18 protein-coding genes are annotated in these 25,612 nt (G+C 69.5%); 12 read left to right on the top strand and 6 right to left on the bottom strand.

Translation table 11 applies throughout. The features are described 5' to 3' along the window. The first annotated feature begins 53 nt into the window (after positions 1 to 53). The 6 genes from glnII (at position 54) to OG885_RS32130 (ending at position 6,930) form a co-directional block, all read left to right on the top strand. The gene (glnII, locus tag OG885_RS32155) at positions 54 to 1,082 is read left to right on the top strand and encodes a glutamine synthetase (protein ID WP_399965500.1); all 1,029 of its coding nucleotides are present in this window, start codon (positions 54 to 56) and stop codon (positions 1,080 to 1,082) included. A 90-nt stretch (positions 1,083 to 1,172) separates the two neighbouring features. Then, positions 1,173 to 2,099 carry a DUF6891 domain-containing protein gene (locus OG885_RS32150; RefSeq protein ID WP_405737761.1) on the top strand — a complete coding sequence of 309 codons (927 nt, stop codon included), beginning with the start codon at positions 1,173 to 1,175 and terminating at the stop codon, positions 2,097 to 2,099. Between the two features lie 313 nt (positions 2,100 to 2,412). After that, the gene (locus OG885_RS32145) at positions 2,413 to 2,982 is read left to right on the top strand and encodes a winged helix-turn-helix domain-containing protein (protein WP_405737760.1); all 570 of its coding nucleotides are present in this window, start codon (positions 2,413 to 2,415) and stop codon (positions 2,980 to 2,982) included. 306 nt (positions 2,983 to 3,288) lie between these two features. Next, positions 3,289 to 4,554, top strand: coding sequence for a sensor histidine kinase (locus OG885_RS32140; protein WP_405737759.1), 1,266 nt, complete (start codon positions 3,289 to 3,291; stop codon positions 4,552 to 4,554). Further along, positions 4,539 to 5,192 carry a response regulator transcription factor gene (locus tag OG885_RS32135; RefSeq protein WP_329339917.1) on the top strand — a complete coding sequence of 218 codons (654 nt, stop codon included), beginning with the start codon at positions 4,539 to 4,541 and terminating at the stop codon, positions 5,190 to 5,192. Before OG885_RS32140 ends, OG885_RS32135 begins: the two co-directional genes overlap by 16 nt. A gap of 181 nt (positions 5,193 to 5,373) precedes the next feature. Then, positions 5,374 to 6,930 (top strand): DUF1996 domain-containing protein, encoded by a 1,557-nt coding sequence (locus OG885_RS32130; protein WP_405737758.1) that lies wholly within the window; start codon positions 5,374 to 5,376, stop codon positions 6,928 to 6,930. 57 nt (positions 6,931 to 6,987) lie between these two features. On the opposite strand, the gene OG885_RS32125 is transcribed toward OG885_RS32130, so the two are convergent. Further along, positions 6,988 to 7,407: a hypothetical protein gene (locus OG885_RS32125; protein WP_405737757.1), complete on the bottom strand. Its 420-nt coding sequence runs from the start codon at positions 7,405 to 7,407 to the stop codon at positions 6,988 to 6,990. Positions 7,408 to 7,523: 116 nt separating this feature from the next. On the opposite strand from OG885_RS32125, the gene OG885_RS32120 reads away from it, so the two are divergent. From OG885_RS32120 to OG885_RS32100, 5 genes are all read left to right on the top strand, one after another. Continuing rightward, complete coding sequence (locus tag OG885_RS32120) at positions 7,524 to 8,030, top strand: tetratricopeptide repeat protein (RefSeq protein ID WP_405737756.1); 507 nt, start codon at positions 7,524 to 7,526, stop codon at positions 8,028 to 8,030. A gap of 163 nt (positions 8,031 to 8,193) precedes the next feature. Further along, positions 8,194 to 10,116 (top strand): hypothetical protein, encoded by a 1,923-nt coding sequence (locus OG885_RS32115; RefSeq protein WP_405737755.1) that lies wholly within the window; start codon positions 8,194 to 8,196, stop codon positions 10,114 to 10,116. Between the two features lie 69 nt (positions 10,117 to 10,185). After that, positions 10,186 to 11,064, top strand: coding sequence for a metal-dependent hydrolase (locus OG885_RS32110; protein WP_405737754.1), 879 nt, complete (start codon positions 10,186 to 10,188; stop codon positions 11,062 to 11,064). Beyond that, positions 11,064 to 12,080 (top strand): PDR/VanB family oxidoreductase, encoded by a 1,017-nt coding sequence (locus OG885_RS32105; RefSeq protein ID WP_405737753.1) that lies wholly within the window; start codon positions 11,064 to 11,066, stop codon positions 12,078 to 12,080. The genes OG885_RS32110 and OG885_RS32105 overlap by 1 nt, the downstream gene beginning before the upstream one ends. Positions 12,081 to 12,136: 56 nt before the next feature. Then, complete coding sequence (locus tag OG885_RS32100; protein WP_405737752.1) at positions 12,137 to 12,826, top strand: TetR/AcrR family transcriptional regulator; 690 nt, start codon at positions 12,137 to 12,139, stop codon at positions 12,824 to 12,826. Here OG885_RS32100 and OG885_RS32095 read toward each other — a convergent pair. The 5 genes from OG885_RS32095 to OG885_RS32075 form a co-directional block, all read right to left on the bottom strand. Next, a complete protein-coding gene (locus OG885_RS32095) occupies positions 12,823 to 13,170 on the bottom strand; it encodes a 5-carboxymethyl-2-hydroxymuconate Delta-isomerase (protein WP_399965477.1) in 348 nt (115 codons plus the stop codon). The two genes, OG885_RS32100 and OG885_RS32095, sit on opposite strands and share 4 nt — an antisense overlap. A gap of 28 nt (positions 13,171 to 13,198) precedes the next feature. Continuing rightward, complete coding sequence (locus OG885_RS32090; protein WP_405737751.1) at positions 13,199 to 14,821, bottom strand: SpoIIE family protein phosphatase; 1,623 nt, start codon at positions 14,819 to 14,821, stop codon at positions 13,199 to 13,201. 72 nt (positions 14,822 to 14,893) lie between these two features. Beyond that, a complete protein-coding gene (pulA, locus tag OG885_RS32085) occupies positions 14,894 to 20,293 on the bottom strand; it encodes a pullulanase-type alpha-1,6-glucosidase (protein WP_405737750.1) in 5,400 nt (1,799 codons plus the stop codon). Positions 20,294 to 20,463: 170 nt separating this feature from the next. Next, positions 20,464 to 21,759 carry an RNA-guided endonuclease InsQ/TnpB family protein gene (locus OG885_RS32080; RefSeq protein WP_405742969.1) on the bottom strand — a complete coding sequence of 432 codons (1,296 nt, stop codon included), beginning with the start codon at positions 21,757 to 21,759 and terminating at the stop codon, positions 20,464 to 20,466. A gap of 154 nt (positions 21,760 to 21,913) precedes the next feature. Next, a complete protein-coding gene (locus tag OG885_RS32075) occupies positions 21,914 to 23,296 on the bottom strand; it encodes an alpha-amylase family protein (RefSeq protein ID WP_405737749.1) in 1,383 nt (460 codons plus the stop codon). 234 nt (positions 23,297 to 23,530) lie between these two features. On the opposite strand from OG885_RS32075, the gene OG885_RS32070 reads away from it, so the two are divergent. After that, positions 23,531 to 25,597, top strand: coding sequence for a carbohydrate-binding module family 20 domain-containing protein (locus tag OG885_RS32070; protein WP_405737748.1), 2,067 nt, complete (start codon positions 23,531 to 23,533; stop codon positions 25,595 to 25,597). Positions 25,598 to 25,612 lie beyond the last annotated feature (15 nt).

The following is a 25,612-nucleotide window of genomic DNA, read 5'->3' as shown; positions in this document are numbered from 1 at the left end:
CCCCGCAGCACCCGCAAGTGCGCCTAGAGACCCACCCCCGAAGGATGTGGCCCGTGACCTTCAAGGCTGAGTACATCTGGATCGACGGCACCGAGCCGACGGCCAAGCTCCGTTCCAAGACGAAGATCCTGGCGGACGACGCCAAGGGTGCCGAGCTGCCGATCTGGGGCTTCGACGGGTCCTCCACCAACCAGGCCGAGGGGCACTCCTCGGACCGTGTGCTCAAGCCGGTCTTCACCTGCCCGGACCCGATCCGCGGCGGCGACGACATCCTGGTCCTGTGTGAGGTCCTGAACATCGACTTCACGCCCCACTCCTCCAACACCCGCGCCGCGCTGGCCGAGGTCGAGGAGAAGTTCGGCGCGCAGGAGCCGATCTTCGGCATCGAGCAGGAGTACACCTTCTTCAAGGACGGCTACCCGCTCGGCTTCCCCAAGGGCGGCTTCCCGGCCCCCCAGGGCGGCTACTACTGCGGTGTCGGCGCCGACGAGATCTTCGGCCGTGACGTCGTCGAGGCCCACCTGGACAACTGCCTCAAGGCGGGTCTGGCGATCTCCGGCATCAACGCCGAGGTCATGCCCGGCCAGTGGGAGTTCCAGGTCGGCCCGGTCTCCCCGCTCGAGGTCTCGGACCACATGTGGGTGGCCCGCTGGCTGCTCTACCGCACCGCCGAGGACTTCGGCATCTCCGCCACCCTGGACCCCAAGCCGGTCAAGGGCGACTGGAACGGCGCCGGCGCGCACACCAACTTCTCCACCAAGGCGATGCGCGAGGGCTACGACGCCATCATCACCGCGTGCGAGTCGCTCGGTGAGGGCTCCAAGCCGCTCGACCACGTCAAGAACTACGGCGCCGGCATCGACGACCGTCTGACCGGTCTGCACGAGACCGCCCCGTGGAACGAGTACTCCTACGGTGTCTCCAACCGTGGCGCCTCGGTCCGTATCCCGTGGCAGGTCGAGAAGGACGGCAAGGGCTACATCGAGGACCGCCGTCCCAACGCCAACGTCGACCCGTACGTCGTGACGCGGCTGATCGTCGACACCTGCTGCTCCGCGCTGGAGAAGGCCGGCCAGGTCTGAGCAGCACGCTTGCAGCTTCCCGAGGGGCGCCCACCGACTGCGGTGGGCGCCCCTCGGCGCGTTGTCAGTGGGGTCTGCCATGGTGGGGACATGGAGATCGACAAGGGCCCGCTCGCCATCAAGGTCGAGACGGAGAACCGGCAGACGCACACCCGGATCCCGGCGCCGCGGCTGCGGGAGTTGGTGCACCGGATCGGGGGCGCCGGCGACCACTTCCTCATCGTGCAGCGGATACCGGACCGGCCGGCGGTCTTCATCCAGGTCGCCCACGAGCCGGGTGGGGTCTACCAGTTCCAGCACCGCACCGGCCCCGTCCCGTACATGTGGGTCACCGAGGTGACGGACCCGGACCTGGTCGCGGACGTGATGGCGCGCTGGGCCCGCCAGGAGGACGGCTGGGACACGGGGATCGTCTGGCAGCGCGACGAACTCGGGGCGCCCCAGGACGTGCCCGCGCCGGACCCGGAGATCGCCGCCGAGGCCGAAGGGCAGGTGCGCGTGATGCTCGCCGACGGCTACCTCGGCATCGAGGAGATCATCCGCGAGACCGCCTATCTGCTGGAGGACCGGCTGTCCGCCGCGCAGGCCCGGCCGATCGTGGAGCGGCTGTGGCTGGCCCGCATCGAGGAGCAGGAGTCCTGGGCGGAACCGACCGACCCCGACCGGCTGGAGCGGGCGTTCGCGGCGCTGGAGCGGGCCGGCATCGTGGCCCGCGAGAACTTCACCTGCTGCCGCAACTGCGGAATGGGCGAGATCGGCGCCGAGATGGCGGACCGTGAGGGGGGCGCGCGGGGCTTCGTCTTCTTCCACTACCAGTGCACCCGCAGCGCGGCCGAGGGCCATGGACTGTCCGTCTACTACGGCGACTTCGACAACACCCCGCAGGGCAAGGCCGCCGTCGGTCAGGAGGTCGTCGCGGCGCTCGACGCCGCCGGGCTGTCCACCCAGTGGGACGGCAATCCGGACACCGCGATCACCATCACGCCCCTGAACTGGCGCAAACGCCTGATGGGGTGACGTACGCAACGTCAGTTTCCCGTCAAGGAAGCGTCCAAGCAGTGAGAGGAGGGTCCTGTTGCGGGCTTGTGTCTGCTTCAATGTGGGCATGGCCAGCTTCCAGAACCCCACCGCGACAGGTCGCCATGACCTCGAGCCGTTCTGGCCTTCCCGTCAGCATCACGACTTCGACCGGGTGTGTTGCCGCGCGATGAACGCGCGGGCCCTCTAAAGCCGACACACCCCGTCCGGCCTTCGGCCAGCGCGCAGTCGATCCACGTCTCCGGACGACCCGTCCCCGGGACGACCTTCTCGCGCGAAAGAGCTGACCCTCATGGCGACCACTCGTTCTCTGTCCCCCGCCCCCCTCGCCTCCGCCCCGGCCGAGCACGGCCCCCGGCACCGCCTGCGGGCCGTCGGCCCCGACGACGTGCTGGACGTGGCGGACTTCCTGCCGCCGGGCGCTACCTGGCTGCCCGCCCCGCAGCACGCGCTGCCGACGCTGCCGGGCCAGCCGCCGATGATCGGCTACCTGGTGCTGGTCCCGGCCGACCAGCAGCCGCCCCTGCTGCCCACCGAGTCGGGCCCGGCCGGTGCCGGGAGCGGCGACGACCCGCTCGTCCGCATCGACACGGTGCAGCGCACCGCCGAGGTGAACGGCGTCGAACTCGACCTCACCTACCTGGAGTTCGAGCTCCTCGCCCACCTGGTCGCCAACCCGCACCGGGTGCACACCCGCGACCAGCTGGTCACCACCGTGTGGGGTTACGGCCACGTGGGCGACGGCCGCACCGTCGACGTCCACATCGCCCGCCTCCGCCGCAAGCTGGGTACCCAGCACCGGCAGGCGATCCAGACGATCCGCCGGGTGGGCTACAAGTACGCGCCGCCGACGGGGCGTTGACGCCGCGCAAGCCCGTCTGCTGACGGCACAGGCCCGTTCCGCGGGGCGAGTTCGCGGGGCGGGCCGTCGCCGGTACCTGGTCGGCGGTGCGAGGCGCTGCGCGGCTGGTGCGGGGTCCCGCCATGGTGGCGTCTGTCGGGTGCCGGGTGCCGGACCGTCGTGGCCGTTCGCGCGGTTCCCCGCGCCCCTTGGGGCGTTGGCGTCATCGCCGGTCCGATCAACCGGCGGGGGTGTATCTGGCACCACCCCCTGAGCGGGTGGTCAGGCCCCGTGACCCGGTCGAGGCCCTCGGGACAGACTGCTGCCATGAGCATCGAGACACAGAGCAGCAGTGGGCGTACCTGGGCGCGGACCTCGGGTCTGGCGGCGGTGCGGGGGTTCGGGCTCGCGCTGGTGGCGCTGCCGGGGGCGGTGCTGTGCCTCGTGCTGTCGCTGGTGTCGATCGCGCTCATCCCGATCGGCGTCGGGATCGTCACCACGCCGTGGGTGCTGACCGGGGTCCGGGCGTTCGCCGACTGGCGGCGGGTCCTCGGCGCCGAGTGGGCCGGGGTGCGGATCCCGGCGGCGTACCGGCCGCTCCCCGCCGACGCCAACCCGTGGGGGCGCACCTTCGGCATGCTGGGCGACCCGGCGACCTGGCGGGACCTCAGGTGGCTGCCCGTCGACATGACGGCGGGGTTCCTCACCGCGCTGCTGCCCGCCGTGCTGGTGCTGTACCCGGTGGAGGGGCTGGCGCTGGCGGCCGGGCTGTGGCGGGTCTTCCCGGACGGGTACTGGTACGCCTTCGTGCCGGTCACCGGGCAGGCCTCCGCGTTCGGTGCCGGTGCGCTCGCGCTCGTCCTCCTGCTGCTGTTCCGGCTGCTCCCCGTGCCCGTGCTGCGCGCCCACTTCCGGCTCACCGGCGCCCTCCTCTCCCCCAGCCAGGCCGAACTCGCCGAGCGGGTCCGGGTGCTGACCGAGACGCGGCAGGACGCCGTCGACACCTCCGCCGCCGAACTGCGGCGCATCGAGCGGGACCTGCACGACGGCGCGCAGGCCCGGCTGGTCGCGATGGGCATGGACCTCGGCACCATCGAGCTGCTCCTCGACAAGGACCCGGGGAAGGCGAAGGAGTTGCTCGCGCAGGCCCGCAAGTCCTCCGTGGACGCCCTCGCCGAGCTGCGGGACCTGGTGCGCGGCATCCATCCGCCGGTGCTCGCCGAGCGCGGACTGGGCGACGCCGTAAGGGCGTTGGCGCTGCGGCTGCCGCTGCCCGCCGAGGTGACGGTGGAGCTGCCCGGGCGGGCGGACGCGCCGGTGGAGTCGGCGGCGTACTTCGCGGTGAGCGAGGTGCTCACCAACGCCGTGAAGCACGCGGACGCCGAGCGGCTGTGGATCGACCTGCACCACAAGGAGGGCACGCTGCGGATCAGCGTCACCGACGACGGCAAGGGCGGTGCGGTGATCGGGGCGGGCTCGGGACTGGCCGGGGTCGAGCGGCGGCTCGGTACATTCGACGGCGTCCTGGCCGTCAGCAGTCCCGCGGGCGGTCCCACCATGGTCACCATGGAGATCCCTTGCGTGTTGTCCTAGCCGAAGACCTGTTCCTCCTGCGGGACGGACTGGTCCGGCTGCTGGAAGCCCATGACTTCGAGATCGCCGCGGCCGTCGAGTCCGGCCCCGAGCTCACCCGTGCGCTGGCCGAGCTGGAGCCGGACGTCGCCGTGGTCGACGTACGGCTGCCGCCCACGCACACCGACGAGGGGCTCCAGTGCGCGCTGGCGGCCCGGCGGGCGAGACCCGGGCTGCCCGTGCTGGTGCTCTCGCAGCACGTGGAGCAGCTGTACGCGCGCGAACTGCTCGCCGACGGTACGGGCGGGGTCGGCTATCTGCTGAAGGACCGGGTGTTCGACGCGGCGCAGTTCGTGGACGCCGTGCACCGGGTGGCGGCGGGCGGTACGGCCATGGACCCGCAGGTGATCCAGCAGCTGCTGACCCGGCGGGCGGCCGCCGACCAGCCGCTGGGCCGCCTGACCCCGCGGGAGCTGGAGGTGCTGGACCTGATGGCGCAGGGGCGGTCCAACGCGGCGATCGCGGGACAGCTCGTCGTCACAGAACGGGCCATTGCCAAGCACACCTCCAACATCTTCACCAAACTGGACCTGGAGGTGTCGGACGACGACAATCGTCGCGTTCTGGCGGTCCTCGCCTATCTGGACCAGGGCCGGTGAGCGGCCGCTGATTCTCCGTAACTTCCGCTGCTCAAGAGGTTGTTGGGGCGGAACTTCCGAGTAATCCTCTGATTTTTATGAGAGACGGGTGAACACCCGTGGGACCACGCCCGTATGGAACTGCGCCGCTTCACTCCTGTCGGGCGCCTCGATAGCCCCGCAAGGAAGTCAGAGGAGTTCCATGGGACGCAACAATCGCAAACGCCGTACGCCGCTGGCCAACAAGGCCATAGCCGCTTCGGCTGCCCTAGCGCTCGGTGGGGGCGGGCTTGTCTGGGCGAACTTCTACGCATCGGCTCATGAGTCGAACTCGGGACAGAACCAGACGAAGGCCGCCGCAGCGCAGATCGCCACGATCCAGTGCCCGGACGTCGGCCAGAAGCTGACGAACGTCCCGAACGGCGCCCGGAACGGCGTGAGTACGGAGCTGGCGAACCTCGACAAGCAGATCACCGAGGCCTACGCCCGGCTCGCCTCCACGCGCCAGGCGCAGGCGGGCGACTCCGGGTTCGTGCAGAACGCGATCCTCGGCCCGCTGAAGGACAAGCGGTCCGCCGCTCTGGACCGCATCCGGATCAACATCCAGCGGGCCGGCGGACAGGCCTCGAACCTGGCGCAGCTCGCCGCGTGCACCGGGGTCCCGGCCCAGCAGCCGACGACCAACGCCGGTCAGGGTGGTCAGCAGCAGAACGGTGGCCAACAGCAGAACGGTGGCCAGCAGCAGGGCGGGCAGCAGCAGAACGGCGGTCAGCAGCAGGGCGGCCAGAACCAGAACGGCGGCCAGCAGCAGAACGGCCAGGGCGGTAACGGTCCGACGGCCGCCGACTTCGTGGACATCACCAAGGTGCAGGCCAACGCCCAGCTGGGCGTGGGGCAGAACGGCCTTCCCGCGAACGGCCGTTCCGGCTCCCGGGGCACGTTCACCACGAAGTGCGGCACCAACGGGAACGACAACCACAACACGGACAACGTGATCGTCGCCCCCGGTGTCAGCAACGGCGCCCACCACCTGCACGACTACGTCGGCAACCAGAGCAACGACGCGTTCGCGAGCGACCAGGAACTGGCGGGGGCCCAGACCACCTGCCAGAACCAGGGCGACAAGTCCTCGTACTTCTGGCCGGTACTGCGCCTCCAGGACGGTACGCAGGACTTCGACCAGAACGCCGCCGGCGGTGGCACCGAGGGCAACGTCGGCAAGATCCTTCAGCCCGCCCAGGCGCAGCTGAAGTTCGTCGGCAACAAGAAGGGCAACGTCGTCGCGATGCCGACCGCCCTGCGCATCATCACCGGTGACGCCAAGGCCTTCGTCAACGGCAACGCCAACGCGAACGTCAACTGGAGCTGCACCGGCTTCGAGAACAAGGTGCAGCTGCACGACAAGTACCCGATCTGCCCGCAGGGCAGCCAGGTGGTGCGCACGACCAACTTCCAGAGCTGCTGGGACGGTCAGAACATCGACAGCGCCAACCACCGTACGCACGTGGCGTTCGCCCAGGCCGACGGCTCCTGCGCCAACGGCTTCAAGGCGATCCCGCAGCTCCAGGTCCGGCTGGTCTACAACGTTCCGGCCCCGACCATCCAGAACGGTCAGGTCGTGAAGCCGTACGCGGTGGACACCTTCCCGGAGAACCTGCACAAGCCGGTGACCGACCACAACGACTTCATCAACTTCTTCTCCACGAACACGATGAACAAGATGGTCAAGTGCATCAACACCGGCCAGAAGTGCCAGTGAGCTAGCACATGAGAGAGCCGGCGGTGGGATTCCCACCGCCGGCTCTTTCGCGCGTGTTCAGTGGCTGCCGGAGTGCGCGGAGTGGTCCTGGCCCTCCTCGACGTCACCGCCGAGCGTGGCGCGCAGCGCGGACACGGTCTTCGTGGTCTCGCCGACGGCCACCCACTTGCGGCCGACCAGGTAGTGACCGCCGTAGTCCTTGGCTCCGTTGATCCACTCGCGCTGGCCGCGGTCGGTGGCGAAGGTGGCCAGGATGAACTTGCCGTCGGCCTTGCTCTTGCGGCACGAGCCCTGGCGGAGTTCGTCGGCGTCGATCTGGATGGTCGGCTCGCAGCCCACCTCGGCGGCGAGATGTTCGAGGCTGCCGCTCGCGGTCTCCGGTACGGCGGCTGCCTTGTCGTCACCGCCGCCGGAACCGCAGCCGGCCAGCAGGAGAGCCGCCGCCGCGGCCGCGAGCATCGGTCGGGTCAACCTCATCTGTTCCTCCGGAACCTTCCCGTGGGCCTGGGTGCCCGTCCCCTTCCATACGGCCGGGGAGCACGCTGCGCTCAAATCAGGTACCCGGATGGGCACGCCCGTGCGAAAGTGTGCCGGTGAACGAGAACTGGGAACAGCGCGTGACGGCCGCCTGGGCCACCTTCGACGACTATCCCGAGGAGCGGGCCGCCGACTTCCGCGCGGTGATCGACGCCCTTGTCGCCGAGCTCCCCGAGGACAGCCCGCTCGGCCCCTTCGAGCAGGCCTGCGCCTGGGACTCGACCGGCCACTCGGACCGGGCCGCGCCGCTGTACCGGGAGGCGCTGGCGCGCGGTCTGTCCGGCTACAAGGGCCGTCGTACGAAGATCCAACTGTCCAGTTCGCTGCGGAACATCGGGCAGGCCGAGGAGGGCGTCAAGCTGCTGACGCCCGAACTCGACGCCCCCTCCGACGAGTTGGACGACGCCGTACGAGCGTGCCTCGCCCTGTGCCTGTCCAGCCTCGGCCGCGACCGTGAGGGCCTCTCCCTCGTCCTGGGCGCCCTGGCCCCTCATCTGCCGCGCTACCAGCGCTCGATGGCCAACTACGCCCGCGCCTTGGTCCAGCCGGACACCGACGGCTGAGCAACGCCCTCAGGGGCGCGGGGCTGTATTCGATTTGCGGCTACCGCCGCGCGGGCGCGACCAGCCACAACGGGACCGCACCCGAAAAGCGACCCATCGCGGCACTCCCAGCGGAGCGTTCGCGTGGCGGTGACCAACGCACGATTCGCTCGTTCTGCTGAACGTGCAGTCACAGGATGTCGCCCCGCGCCCCGCACCGTCCGCCTCCGCCGAGCCGTTCGTCGACGTCGAACAAGCCGAGGCCGCGCTCGTCGAGCACTACCCACGCCTCGTCCGGCTGGCCTACCTGGTGCTGCCGCCGAGCCTCGGCCGCAACCGGCGCGTCCTGACCGCGCACGCCCTCGTCCAGCGTGCCCTGCCGCGCGGTCGTGCCTCGACACCGGCCATCCCGGCCCAGTCGACCGGCCGCGACGGCGACCCGGGGTACGCCTTCGTCCGCCTCCAGGTACTGCGTACGGCGCTGGAGGCGGGCCTGCCGCTGACCCCCAGGGCGTGGCCCAAGCGCTCCCAACTGCCGCCGCTGCTCCCCCAGGTGTGGGGCCTCAGGCTCTTCCCGCGCTCGGGCGGCGCCGACGAACTCGCCCTGGACCAGCGGCTGTCGGCCCTGTCCGGCGAGGCCCGCGCCGCCTATGTGCTGCGTGGCCTGGAGCGCCTTCCGGACGGCGATGTCCGCCGGGTGCTGACCGAGGCGGGGGCGACGGACGCGGAGGCGGCGCTGGAAGAGGCCGCCGAGGTGCCCGCGGAGTACGCCCTGCTCGACTCCCCCGAGTTCGACCCCTGCTCGCTCCAGGCCCGCCCCACCGATCTGATGCGCCGCAGGCAGCATCTGAAGGCCGCGCTCGCCGCCGCGGCGGCGGTCGCCGTCTGCGGTGCGCTGCTCGGTCTGCCGGGTGACGGCTGGGGTCCCGACGGTGCCGCGGCGCCCGTGTACGCGGACAACCCGTCGGCGCGGGCCGCGCTCGACCCCGCCCAGCTGACCCGGGTCCCCGCCACCGCCTGGGAGGCCGCCTCCCGCAACGACTTCTCCGTCTGGCCCGCCCGCGGCGGCCTCGCCCACGACACCGCGCTGCTGCGCCGCGCCCTCGCGGTCTGGGCCCGCCCCGGCGAGACCGTCCGGGTCTCCGCGACCCCAGGCACCCCGTCCGGCGGCCCCGCGGGCCCGCCGCAGCTCCTGTACGCCGGGCTCGTCGACAACGCGCGCGTGGTGATCCTCTACGACGGTCTGCGCATCGCCCGCTACGCCGAGCCGAAGGACGGCACCGAGGGCGCCGCCCTCGACTTCGCGCGGGTCGACGGGGCGACCCCGGGTGAGGCGAGCGCGATCGTGCTGGGCCGGGCCGACGGCAACGTCCGCTATCTGCTGGCGCCCTGGGTGACGAAGGCGGCCGAGCGTGATCTCCTCAAGCCCGGCTCCGGCGCGATGGACCTCACGCCGACGAGCGGGGTCACCTCGCCGCTGGCCGGTTCGGCGCAGCAGAACGGCAGCTGCACGTCCTGGAACGTCCTGGAGCTGACGGACCGCTCCGGCACCCGGCTGCTGAGCGACCTCGGTGAACTGGTCCCGGCCCGCCTCACCACCGGCCGCCCCGGCGCGCCGCACGAGGCGTCCGGCGCGGAGGCGCTGCGCACCTGGGCGCCGTACGCCTGCTCGCTGGGCGTGATGCGCTCGGCCGGCGTACGGACGGTGAACGCGTGGGCGTACGCCGACCAGCGGCTGCCCGACGCGGGCGGGGCGGCGCAGTGGGTGTGCACGCGCGCGGAGACCTGGCGGGGCGGCGGGACGCGCGTGCTGGCGCAGTTCCGCACGCCGGGCGGGACCTACGGGGCGGTCGCGGCGCAGGCCGAGAACGTCCCGGCGTGCGGTCCGCGCGATCCGAACGTGCTGGCCGGTGTGCTGTGGAAGTCGGGGACGGGGTCCTGGTACCTGCTGGCGGCGGGCGGCAGGAACACCGCGTCGATCAGCGCGACCGGGGCCGTCAGCGGCTCGGCCCGGGGGAACCTGCTGGCCGTGAAGGCGAAGGACGGCGCCCGGGCCGGGCTGAAGGGGACCTTGAACAGTGGTCGGGCGATCAACGGGCTGCGCTAGCTGACACTGGCGTCAACAAGTCACCGCACGAGACTTCCTCTCGGTCCTACTCGTCAGTACATTGACGCCATGTCTAACACGCAGGACCGGGTGCACCTCAAGGCCCGCAAGGTGTCCTTCTCCTGGGACGACACCCCGCTGCACTGGGTGCCCGGCGACCCCTTCACCACGCACACCATCAATGTGCTGCATCTGCTGCTGCCCGCCGGTGAGCGGTGGTTCGTGCACGTCTACCAGCAGGTGCTGCCGTACATCCGGGACGAGCGGCTGCGCGAGGACGTCATCGGGTTCATCGGGCAGGAGGCCATGCACTCCCAGGCCCATGACGAGGTCCTGCCGCACCTGCGCGAGCAGGGCCTCGATCCGACGCCGTACACCGCCCAGATCGACTGGTTCTTCGAGAAGCTGCTCGGCGACCGGACGCTGCCGCCGGGCCGGGCGCGCAAGTGGTGGCTCATGGAGCGGGTGGCCACCATCGCGGCCATCGAGCACTACACCGCCTTTCTCGGCAACTGGGTCCTGAACGCCGACGAGTTGGACCGGCGGGGCGCCGATCCGACCATGCTGGACCTGCTGCGCTGGCACGGCGCCGAGGAGGTCGAGCACCGGTCGGTCGCCTTCGAGCTCTTCCAGCACGTGGACGGCGGCTACCGGCGCCGGGTACGGACCTGGGCGCTGGCCTTCGCGGCACTGGTGTTCCTGTGGCAGCGCGGGGCGCGGTTCTTCATGGCGAACGACCCGACGCTCGTCGATGGCAGGGCGAGCTTCAAGGACTTCTACGTCCGGGGCCGGCGGGGCGTGCTGCCGGGCACCGGCGACCTGCTCCGGTCGATACCGCGCTATCTGAGCCGTGACTACCACCCCTCCCAGGAGGGCTGCACCGAGCAGGCCGTCGCCTATCTCGACCGGTCCCCCGCGGCGCTGGCCGCCGAGAAAGGTGCCGCGTGATGCCGAAGCCGCTGACCGTGGCGGTCGTCGCGGGGGCCGCGCTGCTCGCGCGCCGGGCCATGCGCCGCCGTATCCAGGCGTCTCCGCTGTGGCCGATGCCCGCCCTGGAGGAGCCGGTCTCCGGGCGGCCCCGGTCGCGGGCGCTCAGACTGCTGGTGACCTCGCGCGAGACGGTCGCCGAGGGGGTCGTACAACTGCGCCTGGAAGGCCAGGACTTGCCGCGCTGGGAGCCCGGCGCGCATCTCGACCTGGTGCTGCCGTCGGGCCTCGTACGGCAGTACTCGCTGTGCGGGGACCCGGCGGACACCTCCTCGTACACCGTGGCGACCCGGCTGGTCGAGGACGGCCGGGGCGGCTCGCGCGAGGTGCACGAGCAGCTGTCCGAGGGCATGGAGGTCGAGGTGCGCGGGCCGCGCAACCGCTTCCCGCTGGTCGCGGCCGAGTCGTACGTCTTCGTCGCGGGCGGCATCGGGATCACTCCCGTCCTGTCGATGCTGCGGGCCCTGCCCGAGGGCGTCGAGTGGCGGCTGCTGTACTGCGGGCGGTCGCGGGAGTCGATGCCGTTCGTGGCCGAACTGGAGCGGTTCGGCGGCCGGGTCACCGTCGTCACCGGGGTGCCCGATCTCGACGCGCTGGAGGTGCCCGAGGGTGCCGCCCTGTACTGCTGCGGGCCCGAGGGGCTGATGGCGGCGGTCGAAGAGCGGTATCCGCAGGTGCGCGTGGAGCGGTTCACGCCGCGCGCCTCGGCACCTGGTGCCGCCTTCGAGCTCGAACTCCGGCGTAGTGGACGGACGTTGAAGGTCCCCGCCGACTCGACGGTGCTCGCGGCCGTGCGCGCGGAGCTGCCGAACACCCTCTACTCCTGCGAGCAGGGATTCTGCGGGACCTGCCAACAGCGGGTGCTGGAGGGCGAGGTGGACCACCGCGACGAGCTGCTGACGGACGGGGAGCGCGGCGACTCGATGCTCATCTGCGTTTCGCGGGCACGAAGTGAGCGACTTGTGCTGGACATGTGAACGCCGTTGGTCGGACCGGCCCGTTCCGGGCCGGATCCGATCGGTAAGGTGTTCGCATGACTACCGGGGTACGGCGAAGAATGGGAGTCGAGGAACGGCGGCAGCAGTTGATCGGCGTCGCCCTCGAACTGTTCAGCCAGCGCTCGCCCGATGATGTGTCCATCGACGAGATAGCGTCCGCGGCGGGCATCTCGCGTCCGCTGGTCTATCACTACTTCCCCGGCAAACTCAGCCTGTACGAGGCCGCGTTGAAGCGGGCGGCGGACGACCTGGCGGGCCGGTTCGTCGAACCGCGGGAAGGGCCGCTCGGGGTCCGGCTGCTGCGGGTGATGCGGCGCTTCTTCGACTTCGTGGACGAGCACGGGCCCGGTTTCGCGGCCCTGATGCGTGGCGGCCCGGCCGTCGGCTCCTCGGCCACCAACGCGCTCATCGACTCGGTACGGCAGGCCGCGTACGAACAGATCCTGTCGCATCTGGGCGTCACGAACCCGCCCGCGCGGCTGGAACTGGTCGTCCGCTCCTGGATCTCGCTCGCCGAGTCGACGGCGTTGATCTGGCTGGACGGCCGGCGCATCCCGCGCGGAGAGCTGGAGGCGCAGCTCGTGCGCGACTTCGCGGCGCTCGCCGCGGTGAGCGCCGCCTACGACGAGGAGATGGGTGCGCTGATGCGTGTCATGCTCCGCGACGAGCCGACCGACGGGCCGTTCGCCGACCTGGTGGGCCGGCTGATCGCGCTGGCGTCCTAGAACTTCCGGTAGGAGGCGTCCAGGTCGCGCACCTCCGCGGAGGCGTGCAGCACGACGCCCTGGTCCTCGATGTGCTTGCGCAGCAGCTCCAGGACCGCTTCCGTGAGCTTCGCCTTGGTCTCGTCGGTGCGCCCGGCGAGCAGACCGAGGGTGACATGGACCACGGCGTGGCCGTCCTCCTCGTATCCGAAGGCGGTGAACTCGCTCGCCCGGAACTGCGTCTTGCACGCCTCCGGCTTCGCCGCCGCGATCTCCACCGTCGCCTCGTGCAACGCCCGGGCGAAACCGGCCCGGTCGAAGGCGGGGGTGATGGTCTGGGAGTAGTCGACGGTGATCTGCGGCATGGGCACTCCTGTTCTAGGCCAAGGGGCCTCAGCCTAGCCGCAGCGCCAGCATCGCGATGTCGTCCTCGCGGTCATGGCCGAACGAGGCGAGGAGGGTGTCGCACAGGGCGTCCAGGCCGGGCAGGGAGCCGGCGGCAGCCGCGCGGAGGTGTTCCATGGAGACCGAGAGGTCGGTGCCGCGGGTCTCGATCAGGCCGTCGGTGACCATGAGGAGCCGGTCGGTGGGTTCGAGGAAGAGCTCGGTGGCGGGCGGGTGGGGCAGGCCGACGCCGAGCAGCGGTCCGGCCGCCTTGACGTAGTCGGCGCTCGCGGTGTCGCGGACGATCAGCGGGGGGATGTGGCCCGCGTTGGCCACCTGGGTGCGCCCGGTGGTGGGGTCGACGAGGGCCATGCAGACGGTGGCCGTGAGGTCGGGGTGGTAGCGCTGGAGCATCCGGTCGAGGCGCTCGGCGAGCACGCACGGGTCGCTGTCCTCGACCGCGTAGGCACGCAGCGCGTGCCGGATCTCCACCATGACGGTCGCCGCGTCCAGCGAGTGCCCGACGACGTCACCGACCGCGGTGAGCACGCCCTCGTCGGTCCGCAGCACGGCGTAGAAGTCGCCGCCGATCTCGGTCTCCGGGGACGCCGGCACATAGCGGACCACGACGTTCATTCCGGGCAGCTCGGGCAGCCGGTGCGGCAAGGGCAGGAAACTGTGCTGGAGGGTGAGGGCGACATGCCGCTCCACCTGGTACATGAGGAGTGGTTCGGCGGCGAACGCGGTGGCCTGGGTCAGCTGGGCCAGCAGGCTCTCGCGCTCGGGGCCCATCCTCCGCATCCCGCGCGCGGGCGCGGCCAGGCACACCGTGGCCCGGCCGTCCTGCGTGCGGACGAGCGCCAGCCGGGCGTCATGCTCGACACCGGGCCGGAAGTACCCGGCCGGCCACAGCGGCGCGGGCACCGTCGTGAGCTGCACACCACCGGACTGCCCCCGGGTGAGCCGCCGCAGCAGTGCGGCCACCGTACGATCGGCCCCGTCGTCCGGCAGGGCGACCGGAATGCGGTCCCGGGACAGGCCCCGGCACAACCGGCCCTCCTGGTCCAGGACGAAGACGGCGGCGGGAGTGCCGGTGACCCGCGAGATACCCTCCGCCGCCGCGTCGCTGAGCTCCTGCAAGGAGCGTGCCGCCTGGATGGTGACGGTCGTCTCCGACAGCAGGGTCAGCCGCCGTACCAGCGCCCGGTCGTCGGCCCGCACCCGTGCGTTACGCACGGCGGCCCGGACCACCGCCTCGATCTCCAGGGGCTCGGCGGGCACCTTCAGATAGGACTCGGAGCCCGCGTCCAGACCCTCGCAGCAGTCGACCGGGGCCACCCGGGCGGCGGAGAAGTGCACGACGGGCAGCCCGGCCGTGTGCGGCCGCTCCCTGAAGCGGCGGCACAGGTCGAAGCCGCTCATGTCCGGCAGCCCCACGTCGACGAGGGCCACGTCCGGCAGAGTGCCCTTGCGTAGCCGTACGTCGAGTTCGGCGAGCGCCTCGCCACCGCTGGCGACCGGCACGACGCGGTGCCCCGCCCGGGTCAGCAGGGTGCCCATCGCGTAGCGGCTTGCTTCCTCATCGTCCACGACCATGACGGTCGTGCCTGTCAGGTTTCCTTCGACATCCATGTGTGCAGAGCCCTTGGACACCACAGTGGGGCAGACCCGGACCGGGTCTGCCCCACCAAGGTAATGCCGTTGTCAGGACTTGCGGGCGAATACCGCCACAGTGCGCCCCGGAACGGCGAAGGTGCCCGAAACCCGCTCGTACGAAGACCGCTTGACGGTAGAGTCGGCGCCCGTCGCCTGGACCTCGTGCAGCGCGTACGCCGTCCCGGCCAGCCCGGCCACCCGCTGCGCCTGCGCCTCCGGCGTCGCGTTGAACACCACGACGAGGTCACCGAGTTCCATGGTGATCACGCCCGGCGTCTCCGCCTTCCCGGACAGCGGGAAGGACAGCTTCGACTGCACCTGCGCGGCGGAGTCGAGGGAGAACACGCTCTCCGTCGACCGGATCCGCAACAGGTCCTGGTAGGCCGACGAGGCCCCGCCGATCTGTGTGCAGCCGACCTTGACCTGTGCCAACAGGGGCTTGGCGTACGACCACTTGGACTCGTTGTCGGCCGCCATCGGCAGGCCCTGGCCGAAGCCGTTGCCGTCCGCGCAGTTCCAGTGGATGGCGTTGAACCAGTCGCCGCTGTCGTAGGAGTTGCGGTCCAGCGACTTGGAGCGCAGCAGGTCGGTGCCCGCCTGGGAGAGGGACGGGCCCTGCGAGAGGGTGGCCGTCGCCATGGCGAGGACCTGCATCCGGGCACGGTCGTCCGCGCTGGTCGTGGCGGGCAGCTTGTACGTCAGCGCGTCGAACAGCGACTCGTTGTCATGCGCGTCGGCGTAGGCGAGGGCGTCGCCGGGAGCGTCCGCGTAGCCGGCGGGCTGGCCGTTGTAGTCGACCTCGGCGCCGGTGACCTCCTTGCCGTCGGTGTCGGTGAAGGTGAACTTCGCGAGGTTGCCGGACAGTCCGACCTTGATGAGGTCCTGGTAGTGCAGCAGCCGGGCCTTCTGCTCGGCCGAGGTGCCGTTGTTCTTCGAGGAGTTGGGGTCGGTGTAGAGACCGGACGCGAAGCCCTGGACGCCCGGGTCCTCGTCGAAGGGCCCTCCTCCGCGCACCGCGTCACGGGCCCGGTCGGAGAAGGTGGCGATGCCGGTGCCGGCCATGTTCTTCTGGGTGGCCTGGACGAAGCGGGCGTCGTCGGCGACCTCGCCGAAGTTCCAGCCCTCGCCGTACAGGATGATCTTCTTGCCGTCGACGCCGTCCTTGGCGAGGGTCAGCTGGTCCAGGGCCTTCCTGACCGCCAGGATGTTGGCCTTGGGGTGGTGGCCCATGAGGTCGAAGCGGAAGCCGTCGACCTTGTACTCCTTGGCCCAGGTGACGATCGAGTCGACGACCAGCTTGCCCATCATCGCGTTCTCGGTCGCCGTGTTGGCGCAGCAGGTGCTGTTGGCGACCGAGCCGTCGGCGAGCAGCCGCTGGTAGTAGCCGGGGACGATGCGGTCGAGGACGGAGGTGTCCGCCTGCCCGCTCGCCGCGGTGTGGTTGTAGACGACGTCCATGACGACCCGCAGACCGTCGTCGTTGAGCGCCTTGACCATCTTGCGGAACTCGACCGTGCGGCCGGTGCCGTCCGGGTCGGTGGCGTAAGAGCCCTCGGGGACCGTGTAGTGGTACGGGTCGTAGCCCCAGTTGAAGGCGTCCTTCGCGGCGATCTTCGCGACGCACTCCTGCTGCTTGTCGGAGTCGGCCGCGTAGGAGGCGAGATCGCAGTCGGTGGTCGCCTGGTCGGACTTCTTCTCGGGGATGGTGGCGATGTCGAAGGCGGGCAGCAGGTGCACGTACGAGGTGCCCGACTTCGCCAGCTCCTTGAGGTGCTTGGAGCCGTCGCTGTCCTTGTCGGTGAAGGCGAGATAGGTACCGGGGTGGTCCGCCGTCTTGTCGGCGACGGAGAAGTCCCGGATGTGCAGCTCCTGGATCTGCGCGTCCTTGAGCGGGGTGGCCTTCGGCTTGGTGTACGACGTCCAGCCCGACGGGGCCAGGGACTTGTCGTCGAGGTCGACGACGAGGCTGCGCTCGGAGTCGGTGGTCAGGGCGACCGAATAGGGGTCGGTGACCTTGTTGGTGACGACCTTCTGGACGCTGGGCGCCCAGACCCTGACGGCGTACCGGTACTCCTTGCCCTTCCAGGACTTCGGGCCGGTGACGGACCAGACGCCGGTCTTCGCCTCGCGCTTCATCCTGACCGTGGAGCCGTCGAGCTCCAACGAGACGCTCTGCGCGGTCGGCGCCCACACGGACAGCGTGGGGCGGCCGCTCTTGTCGAAGGTCGGGCCGAGGTCGGCCTTGGTCGCGCTCGCGTACACGTCGTCGAGGACGCCGGCGATCTGGACGCCGGTCGCCGCGAGGACGGCGCCGTTCGCGGCCCGCTGGGAGGCGACGACCTGGCCGCTGAGCGCCTCGCGGACCCGGTCGCGGTCCCGGGGGTCGACGGTCCAGGCGGTGTACGCCTTCAGATGCGGGAACTTCTCCTTCTGGGCGTCGGTGAGCGTCGTTCTGGTCAGCCGCAGCCAACGCTCGTCGTCACTGGTCAGCGCCCCGTCCTTGACGGCGATCGAGCCGTCGCGGCTGTAGAGGAGCTGGGTGGAGGCGGCGGCGTCGGAGCCGTTCCAGGCGACCGTGTCCCGGTCGATCCAGACCGCCTTGGAGGCGGTCAGGTCGAGGGCGGCCGCTGAGCCCGCGGGCTGCGGCAGCAGGTACTTCTCCTGGCCGTTCAACAGCCACACCTCATGACCGTTGGCCGTGAGGTCCAGCGACTGATCGGACGGGAGATCCTTGTCGTCGCCCTTGTGGATGATGTAGCTGAGACTGGTGGCACCCTCGGTGAGCGGTACCTCGTAGACCGCGCCATAGGCGTCAGTCTTCACCGGCTTCAGCGGGTTCGACCAGTCGGTGGGGTTCGCGGCGCCCGTCCAGACGTGCAGGCCCCAGCCGTCGTAGTTCCCGTCGGCGCGGTGGTAGTGGACGACCGCCTTGGTCTTGTCCTGCGCCGGGTAGTCCGGCTTCTCGGTCAGGACGTCCGTCCTGCCCTGCTCGATCCAGACCTCGCCGGTCTTGGTGACGTCGATCGAGCGGTCGGCGGAGACGTCCTTGTCGCCGTCCTTGTCGATGACGAGGAAGCCGACGTTGGAGGCGCCGGTCTTCAACTTGACGTAGGCGAAGGCGCCGTAGGCGTCCCGGCCGGTGAAGGGGTGGCTGTTCGGCCAGTCGGTGGCCTCACCGTCGGCGAGGTCACCCCAGGCGTACAGGCCCCAGTCGTCGTAGTCGCCGTCCGCGCGTTTGTAGTGGACGATCGCGTAGTCGCGGGAGGTGGCGGTGGGGACCTCCTCGGCGGGCGGGGTGCCGGTGGTGGACGCGGCGAGGGCGCTCGCGGTGTGGCCCTGGAAGTCGACGACAACCGCCTTGTAGCGCAGGGCCGTTCCGGCCGGTACGTCCTTGCCGACGACCTGCGTGACCTTGTAGGGGGCGTGGTCGGCCGAGCCGAGCGTCTTCCACTTGCCGTTGCCGACCTGGGCGGCGAAGACGACCCGATTGAGCTGACCGCCGTCGACGTCGGCCGACAGCGTGACCGTGCCGGTGGCGCCGGCGGCCGGGGCCTTGAGGGTGACCGTCGGCGCGGTGGCCGTCTTGGCGGGCTTGGCCGCCGCCTTGAGGACGATCGCCGAGCCGGCCGGGACGGTGACGGTGAGCTTCTTGTCGGCGTCGGACCTCACCGAGTCGTCGGTGCCGTAGACGCCCTTGTACGCCGTGGCCGCCGAACCGACCGCGAACGTCGCCGACTTGGCCTCGCCCGCGTTGTTGAACGCGACGACGTACTCCTGGCCGGTCTTCGCGTCCGTACGCGAGAAGGCGTAGACGCCCGCGCCGTCGGCCGCGTAGCGCTCGGTCTGGATGCCGTCGGTGAGGGCCGGGTTGGCCTTGCGCAGCTTGGCGAGGGCGCTGATCTGCCGGTAGAGCGGCGCGCTCGTGTCGTACGCGTCGCTCGCGTGCGTGCGGTCGGTGCCGATCTCGTCGTCGTCGAGGTAGTCGGCGGTCTTCGACGCGAACATCGTCTGGCGGGCGTCCTTGTCGCCGCCGGAGCCTGTGAAGCCCTGCTCGTCGCCGTAGTAGACGACCGGGTTGCCGCGGCTGAGGAACATCAGCTCGTTGGCGAACTCGTCCTTGGCGAGCAACTCCGCGTCCGTGGCCTTCGGGTTGTCCTGGTTCAGGAAGTACCCGAAGCGGCCCATGTCGTGGTTGCCGAGGAAGGAGACCTGCTCGTACGCGTTGGCCTTGTCGGTCGTGTACTTGTAGTCGTCACCGAAGAGCGCCGCCAGCTTCTGCGCGCTGCCGCCCTGGGAGACGTACTGTCGTGCCGCCTCCTGGAAGGGGAAGTCGAGCGTGGCGTCGAGGCGGCCCTGGGTGACGTACGGCGAGGTGATCGACGTGTCGGAGGAGTAGACCTCGCCGAACATGAAGAAGTCGTCGCGGCCGTGCCGGGCGGCGTAGGCGTCGAGGGCGGTGGCCCACTGGGTCCAGAACTCCATGTCGACGTGTTTCACGGTGTCGATCCGGAAGCCGTCGATGTCGAAGTCCCTGACCCACTTCTCGTAGATCTTCTCCATGCCGCTGACGACCTCGGGACGCTCGGTCCACAGGTCGTCGAGGCCGGAGAAGTCGCCGTAGGTCGTGGACTCGCCCGCGTAGGTCGAATCGCCCCGGTTGTGGTACATCGTCGGGTCGTTGAGCCACGACGGAACCTTGTTGTTCTTGGTGACCTTCGGGGTGCGCGGGAAAGAGTCGGCATCGACCTCGGGGAAGTCCTCGGTGCCGTCCGCGTAGTCGGCATCGTCGAAGGGCTCGCCGTCCTTCGTCAGATACGGGAAGGCGCCCTTGGAGAGGTAGTCGTAGGACTTCTCCTCGTAGTCGACGACGTCGGCGGTGTGGTTGGTGATGACGTCGAAGAAGACCTTCATGCCCTTGGCGTGCGCCTTGGAGATGAGGGTTTCGAGGTCCTTGTTGGTCCCGAAGTGCGGGTCGACCTGGGTGAAGTCTGTGATCCAGTAACCGTGGTAGCCGGCCGAGGCGTTGGCCCCGGTGCCCTGCACCGGCTGGTTCTTGAAGATCGGCGCCATCCAGATGGAGGTGGTGCCGAGCCCCTTGATGTAGTCGAGCTTCTTCGTCAGGCCCTTGAGGTCGCCGCCCTGGTAGAAGCCCTTGTCGGTGGGGTCGTAGCCGGTGCTGAGGCGGGTGCCCGTCAGGCCGCCCTTGTCGTTGCCGGTGTCACCGTTGGCGAAACGGTCCGGCAGGACGAAGTAGAACTGCTCGCGCGTGGAGTCGTGCCGGGCGGGCTCGGCGGCGAGCTTGGTGTCGGACGGGGGCGGGGGCGGTGTGTCCGCCCGCGCGGCGAGGGGTTGGACGAGCGCTGCGGCCAGCGCGGTGACGGTGACCGCGGCGACCCGTCCGGCATGGGCGGTACGGCGCCTCGACGGCGTCGGCCATCTCGGTATCACAGATGGGCTCCTTGCGATTACGGCTCTAGGTGGGTCCGACCCCGCGCGACCGTATCGCCGCCGTAAGAGTTACAGCAAGAGGCTTGAAACCATCGGTAAGAATTTTCAGCGCGCCCCTCAACATTTGCAGACCTGGCCACCGTGTAGTTAGCGCCATCCTTTTGACGTCCTCATCCACGTGAACGTGGACGATTCCCGCCTGCCCCGCCGCGCGCAGCGGCTGGGCTTCGGGTGGGTTCCTGCTTCATCGAGCGCTGCCCCGGCTTGCGAGGTCTGACGTGCTCTCCACAGGCGTTTTGACGCTCCGCCTCGTGCCGCATCTCAGCGACACGTTTCCGTCCAGCGGCGCGCAGGTTGGCCTCGGCATTCTCGTCTCGGTCGTGTCGGGTTCCGCACTCCGCGCACGTCCACACGCGGACGTGAAGCTGCTCGCGGCCCTTGGGGCCGGTAAGTCGCCCGCATCCCGTGCGGGAGCACAGCTGCGTAGAGGGGAACCACCGGTCGATCCTGACGAAGGTCCGCCCGTACCGGGTGCACTTGGCCTCCAGGGTGCGGACAAACCTGCCGAGGGATTGGTCATGGACGCTCTTGCCGAGCCTGCCGCCGCGGGCGGCCATGCCCTTCACGTTCAGGTCCTCCACGTAGACCGCTTGGCTCTCGCGGACGATGCGGGTGGTCTCCTGCTCGATGAAGTCGCGTCGCTGGTCGGCGATGCGGGCATGGATCTTGGCGACGGCCTGCTTGGCCTTGCGCCGGTTGTTCGATCCCTTCTGCTTACGGGATACAGCCCGTTGAGCTCTTCTGAGCTTGCGCTCCTGGCGGCGGAAGAACTTCGGGGAGGCAATCTTCCGGCCGCGCAGCACGGCATAGCAGGCAAGGCCCAGGTCGATCCCGGTATCCGTCTCCTCCACGTCCAACTCGGGCAGCGGCTTGTCCTCCGCCTCGACCACGAACGAGGCGAAGTACCGACCGGACGAATCCTTGATGATCGTCACCGACGACGGCCGTGCGGGCAGCTCGCGTGACCAGCGCACCTCGATGTCGCCGATCTTCGGAAGCCGAAGCTTGCCGCCCTTCGTGATGGCCCAGCAGGCGTTCGCGGTGAACCGGACTGCCTGCCGGGCGGTCTTCTTCTTCGTCTTCGGCGGGCCCATCCTCGGCCCCTTGCGAGTGCCGTTCTTCGAGGCGAAGAAGTTGCTGTACGCGGCCTCCAGGTCGCGTAGCGACTGCTGGAGCACCACGGCGGACACCTCACCGAGCCAGACCCGTTCCGGAGTCTTCTTGGCCTCGGTGATAACCCGCTTCGACAGCTCAGCCGCCGTCGGGCGGGGCACACCCTGCGCATACGCGTCCCAACGCAGTCGAAGGGCGTCGTTCCACACGACGCGGGCGCACCCGAACGCCCTCGCCAGACTGCCACGCTGAGAGGCGCTCGGGTACACACGAACGTTGTACCGGAGCTTCATGCAGATCACCGTATGGGCGCGCAATCGATCTATCGCACCAAAGATCACATCCGGTCGAAATTATGCGCGCCATGAGCGCATGCGTTCCAACACCTTCGATCACACGGCGGTTCGAATCCTCACTGGCCTCCGTGCTCCCCCGTTGCTTCGAAGCTCAGCAGCTCGACTTTCCGACGTAGATCGCGAGGGCGGTGTTGGAGCCGAGAGTGGCCGTGAACTGCCCGCTGGAGTTCACCGTCACGGTCCTGTTGCCCTGCACATCACAGTACGTCCCCGCTGGCAAAGACGTCTGATACGTACGACCGAGCGAGCCCGACTCGTGGTTGATCGCCACGAACCCCTTGCTGCCGCGCCCGAACGCGATCGCGTCGCCGCCGTTGTCCCACCAGTTGGTGATGGCCTCACCGCGCACGGCGTTGCGGAAGGCGACCATGCGGATGATCTCCGGCCAGGCGTGCTGGCACTTCCAGCCGTCCTGCCAACAGGCGGTCACCGAGCCGTTGTTGGGCGGGCCCGCGTCGGTGGAGGACCACTCGTAGCCGGAGTTGATGTCCGGGGCGCCGTACGGGTAGGCGAGCATGAAGACGTTGGCGAGGGTGTAGTTCGCGCCGTCCGTGTAGTTGAGGGTCGAGCCGTTGCGCTCGGTGTCGTGGTTGTCGACGAAGACACCGGAGACGCCGCTGCTCATGTAGCCCCAGCCCTCGCCGTAGTTCTTTAGGTAGGCGAGGTTCTCGTTGTTAAAGACGCGCTTGAGGTCGTAGGCGTAACGGAACTCCTGGACGTCCCCGTTGCCCGTGTACTCGGTGGGCTGGACGGCCTCGCCGCTGCCGTAGATGACCTCCTGCTTCCAGTACACGGAGGTGTTGGACAGGCGCGACTTGATGTTGGCGAGGTCGGCCGCCGGGATGTGCTTGGCCGCGTCGATGCGGAAGCCGTCGACGCCGTAGCCGAGCAGCGAGTTCATGTACCCGGCGATGGTGGCGCGGACGTATTCCTCACCCGTGTCCAGGTCGGCGAGGCCGACGAGTTCGCAGTTCTGGACGTTGGTGCGGTTGGTGTAGTCGCTGATGGTCGACGTGCAGTCGTTCATGTCGGCGGAGGAGTACAGGCCCGGGTAGTTGTACTTGGTGTACGACGACCCGCCCGTGCCGGTGCCGCTGCCCGCGGACATGTGGTTGATGACGGTGTCGACGACGACCTTCACCCCGGCCGCGTGACACGTGTCCACCATGCTCTTGAAGGCGGTGGCGTCACCGAGGCGACCGGCGATCCGGTAGCTGACGGGCTGGTACGACGTCCACCACTGCGAGCCCTGGATGTGCTCGGCGGGCGGGGAGACCTGGACATAGCCGTAACCGGCGGGGCCGAGGGTGTTGGTGCACTCCTTGGCGACCGAGGCGAAGTTCCACTCGAACAGGACGGCGGTCACGTCCTTGGTGCCGGGCGGGGAGGCGGCGGCGGGGGTGGCGGGGGCGATGAGGGCCGCGGCTGCGGCGAGCGCGGTGAGAGACGCGCCGGCTGACCATCTCGATATCACGTGGGGGCTCCTTGCGTGACGGCCGGGCTCCTTTGCCCGGCGCCGGCGTGAACGTACCGCTGACGAAAGGTTTACAGCAAGGGGCTTGAAACTCACAGCAAGAACTTTCACCAACTCTCTTGACGTGCCCTTCTCAACTGCCGCACTCTCACGACTTGTTGAATCCCCGACCTCTGATCGACTTCAGCCGCTTCCCCCTCTCCTCCCCCTCTCCTCCCCCTCCCGGAGCCGCACATGACCTTCCGACCGGGTGCGCTGAGCCGCACCACGAGAGCCCTGGCGGTCGGCGCCCTGGCCCTCGCCGGTGTGACAGCCCTGCCCGCCGCGACCGCCCACGCCGACGCCACCACCTCGGGCGATGTCATCGCCAACCTGTGGGAATGGAACTGGGACTCGGTCGCCGCCGAGTGCACCGACGTCCTCGGCCCGAACGGCTACGGGGCCGTCCAGGTGGCCCCGCCCGCCGAGTCCCTCAAGCAGTCCTCGTACTACTGGTGGGACGTCTACCAGCCCTACTCCTACAACCTCAACAGCCGCTTCGGCACGGCGGCCGAGTTCGCCTCCATGGTGAGCACCTGCCACGCCGCCGGCATCAAGGTGTATACGGACGCGGTGATCAACCACACCGCCGCGCAGACCGGCACCGGCTACAACGGCACCACGATCACCAACAAGTACGACACCCCCGACTGGAACGCCGGCGACTACCACCAGTCGGACGACTGCTCCGACTCCGACCTCGTCATCGACGACTGGTCGAACCTCACCGAGGTCCAGAACTGCGAACTCCTCGGCCTGCCCGACCTGGAGACCGAGGAGGACAGCGTCCGCAGCGGTATCGCGGCCTTCCTCAACAAACAGCTCGCCCTCGGTGTCGACGGCTTCCGTGTCGACGCGGCCAAGCACATACCGACCGCCGACCTCCAGGCGATCGAGGCCAAGCTGACCGACACGACGTCGGGCACGGACCCGTACGTCTTCCAGGAGATCTACCCGGGCTCCACCCCGGCGGCCTCCGACTACTACTCCTCCGGTGACGTCCTCGACTTCACCTACGCGAGCAAGCTGAAGTCGGCGTTCCAGGGGAACGTCTCCGACCTCGCGTCGCTCTCCTCCTCCGGCATCCTCACCCCCGCCAACTCGGTGTCCTTCGTGACGAACCACGACACCGAGCGCAACGGCCTGCACATGTCCTACAAGGACGGTGACAGCTACAAGCTGGCGAACATCTTCCAGCTCGCCTACAAGTGGTCGACCCCGACCATCTACGCCGGCTGGGAGTTCACCCAGAGCGACCAGGCCCCGCCGAACTCCGCCGGCTTCGTCACCGACACCAACTGCTCCAGCGGCTGGTACTGCCTCGACCGGGACACCGCCGTCACCGGCATGGTGAAGTGGCACAACGCGGTGGGCACGGAGGCGGTGTCCAACTGGTCGACCAAGTCGTCCGACGTGATCGGCTTCAGCCGCGGCACCGCGGGCTACATCGCGATCAACAACGGTTCGTCGGCGGCGACCTACACCTTCACGACCGGCATGGCCGACGGCACGTACACGAACGTCATCGACAACGGCGCGACGACAGTCACCGTGTCCGGCGGCAGCGCCACCCTCACCGTCCCGGCGAAGAGCGCGATCGCCTTCTACAACGGTTCGTTCACCCCGTGCACGAGCTGCGGCGACTCGGGCGGCGACGACGGCTCGACGTCGACGGTGACGGCGACGTTCAACGAGTACGCGTCGACGACGAGCGGCACCAACGTCTACGTCGTCGGTTCGATCTCGGCCCTCGGCTCCTGGGACACCTCGAAGGCGGTCCAGCTGTCGTCGACCGGGTACCCGATCTGGTCAGGTGCGGTGAGCGTGCCGATCAACACGTCGTTCGAGTACAAGTTTGTCAAAAAGGATAGTTCGGGCAATGTGACGTGGGAGTCCAACGCCAACCGGACGGCGGCCACGACCACTTCGGCCGTCGGCATCAACACCGCGTGGAACGTGGCCACCGCGAACGCCACGGACGTGACCTTCAACGTGACGGCCACGACCACCCTCGGCACCAACGTCTACGTCGTGGGCTCCGTCGCCTCCCTCGGCTCCTGGAACACGGCCGACGCCATCCCGCTGTCGTCGGCGTCGTACCCGACGTGGAGCAAGCTGGCGATCGTGCCGAAGAGCACGAGCTTCGAGTACAAGTACGTCAAGAAGGACAGCTCCGGGAACGTGACCTGGGAGTCCGGCACCAACCGCTCGTACACCACGGGCAGTTCGTCGGGCTACTCCGCGAGCGACACCTGGAAGTGACGCCGTCCTGACCCG

Source organism: Streptomyces sp. NBC_00028, from assembly GCF_045041065.1.
Taxonomy (GTDB): domain Bacteria; phylum Actinomycetota; class Actinomycetes; order Streptomycetales; family Streptomycetaceae; genus Streptomyces.
This window is presented reverse-complemented; position numbering and strand designations above follow the sequence as displayed.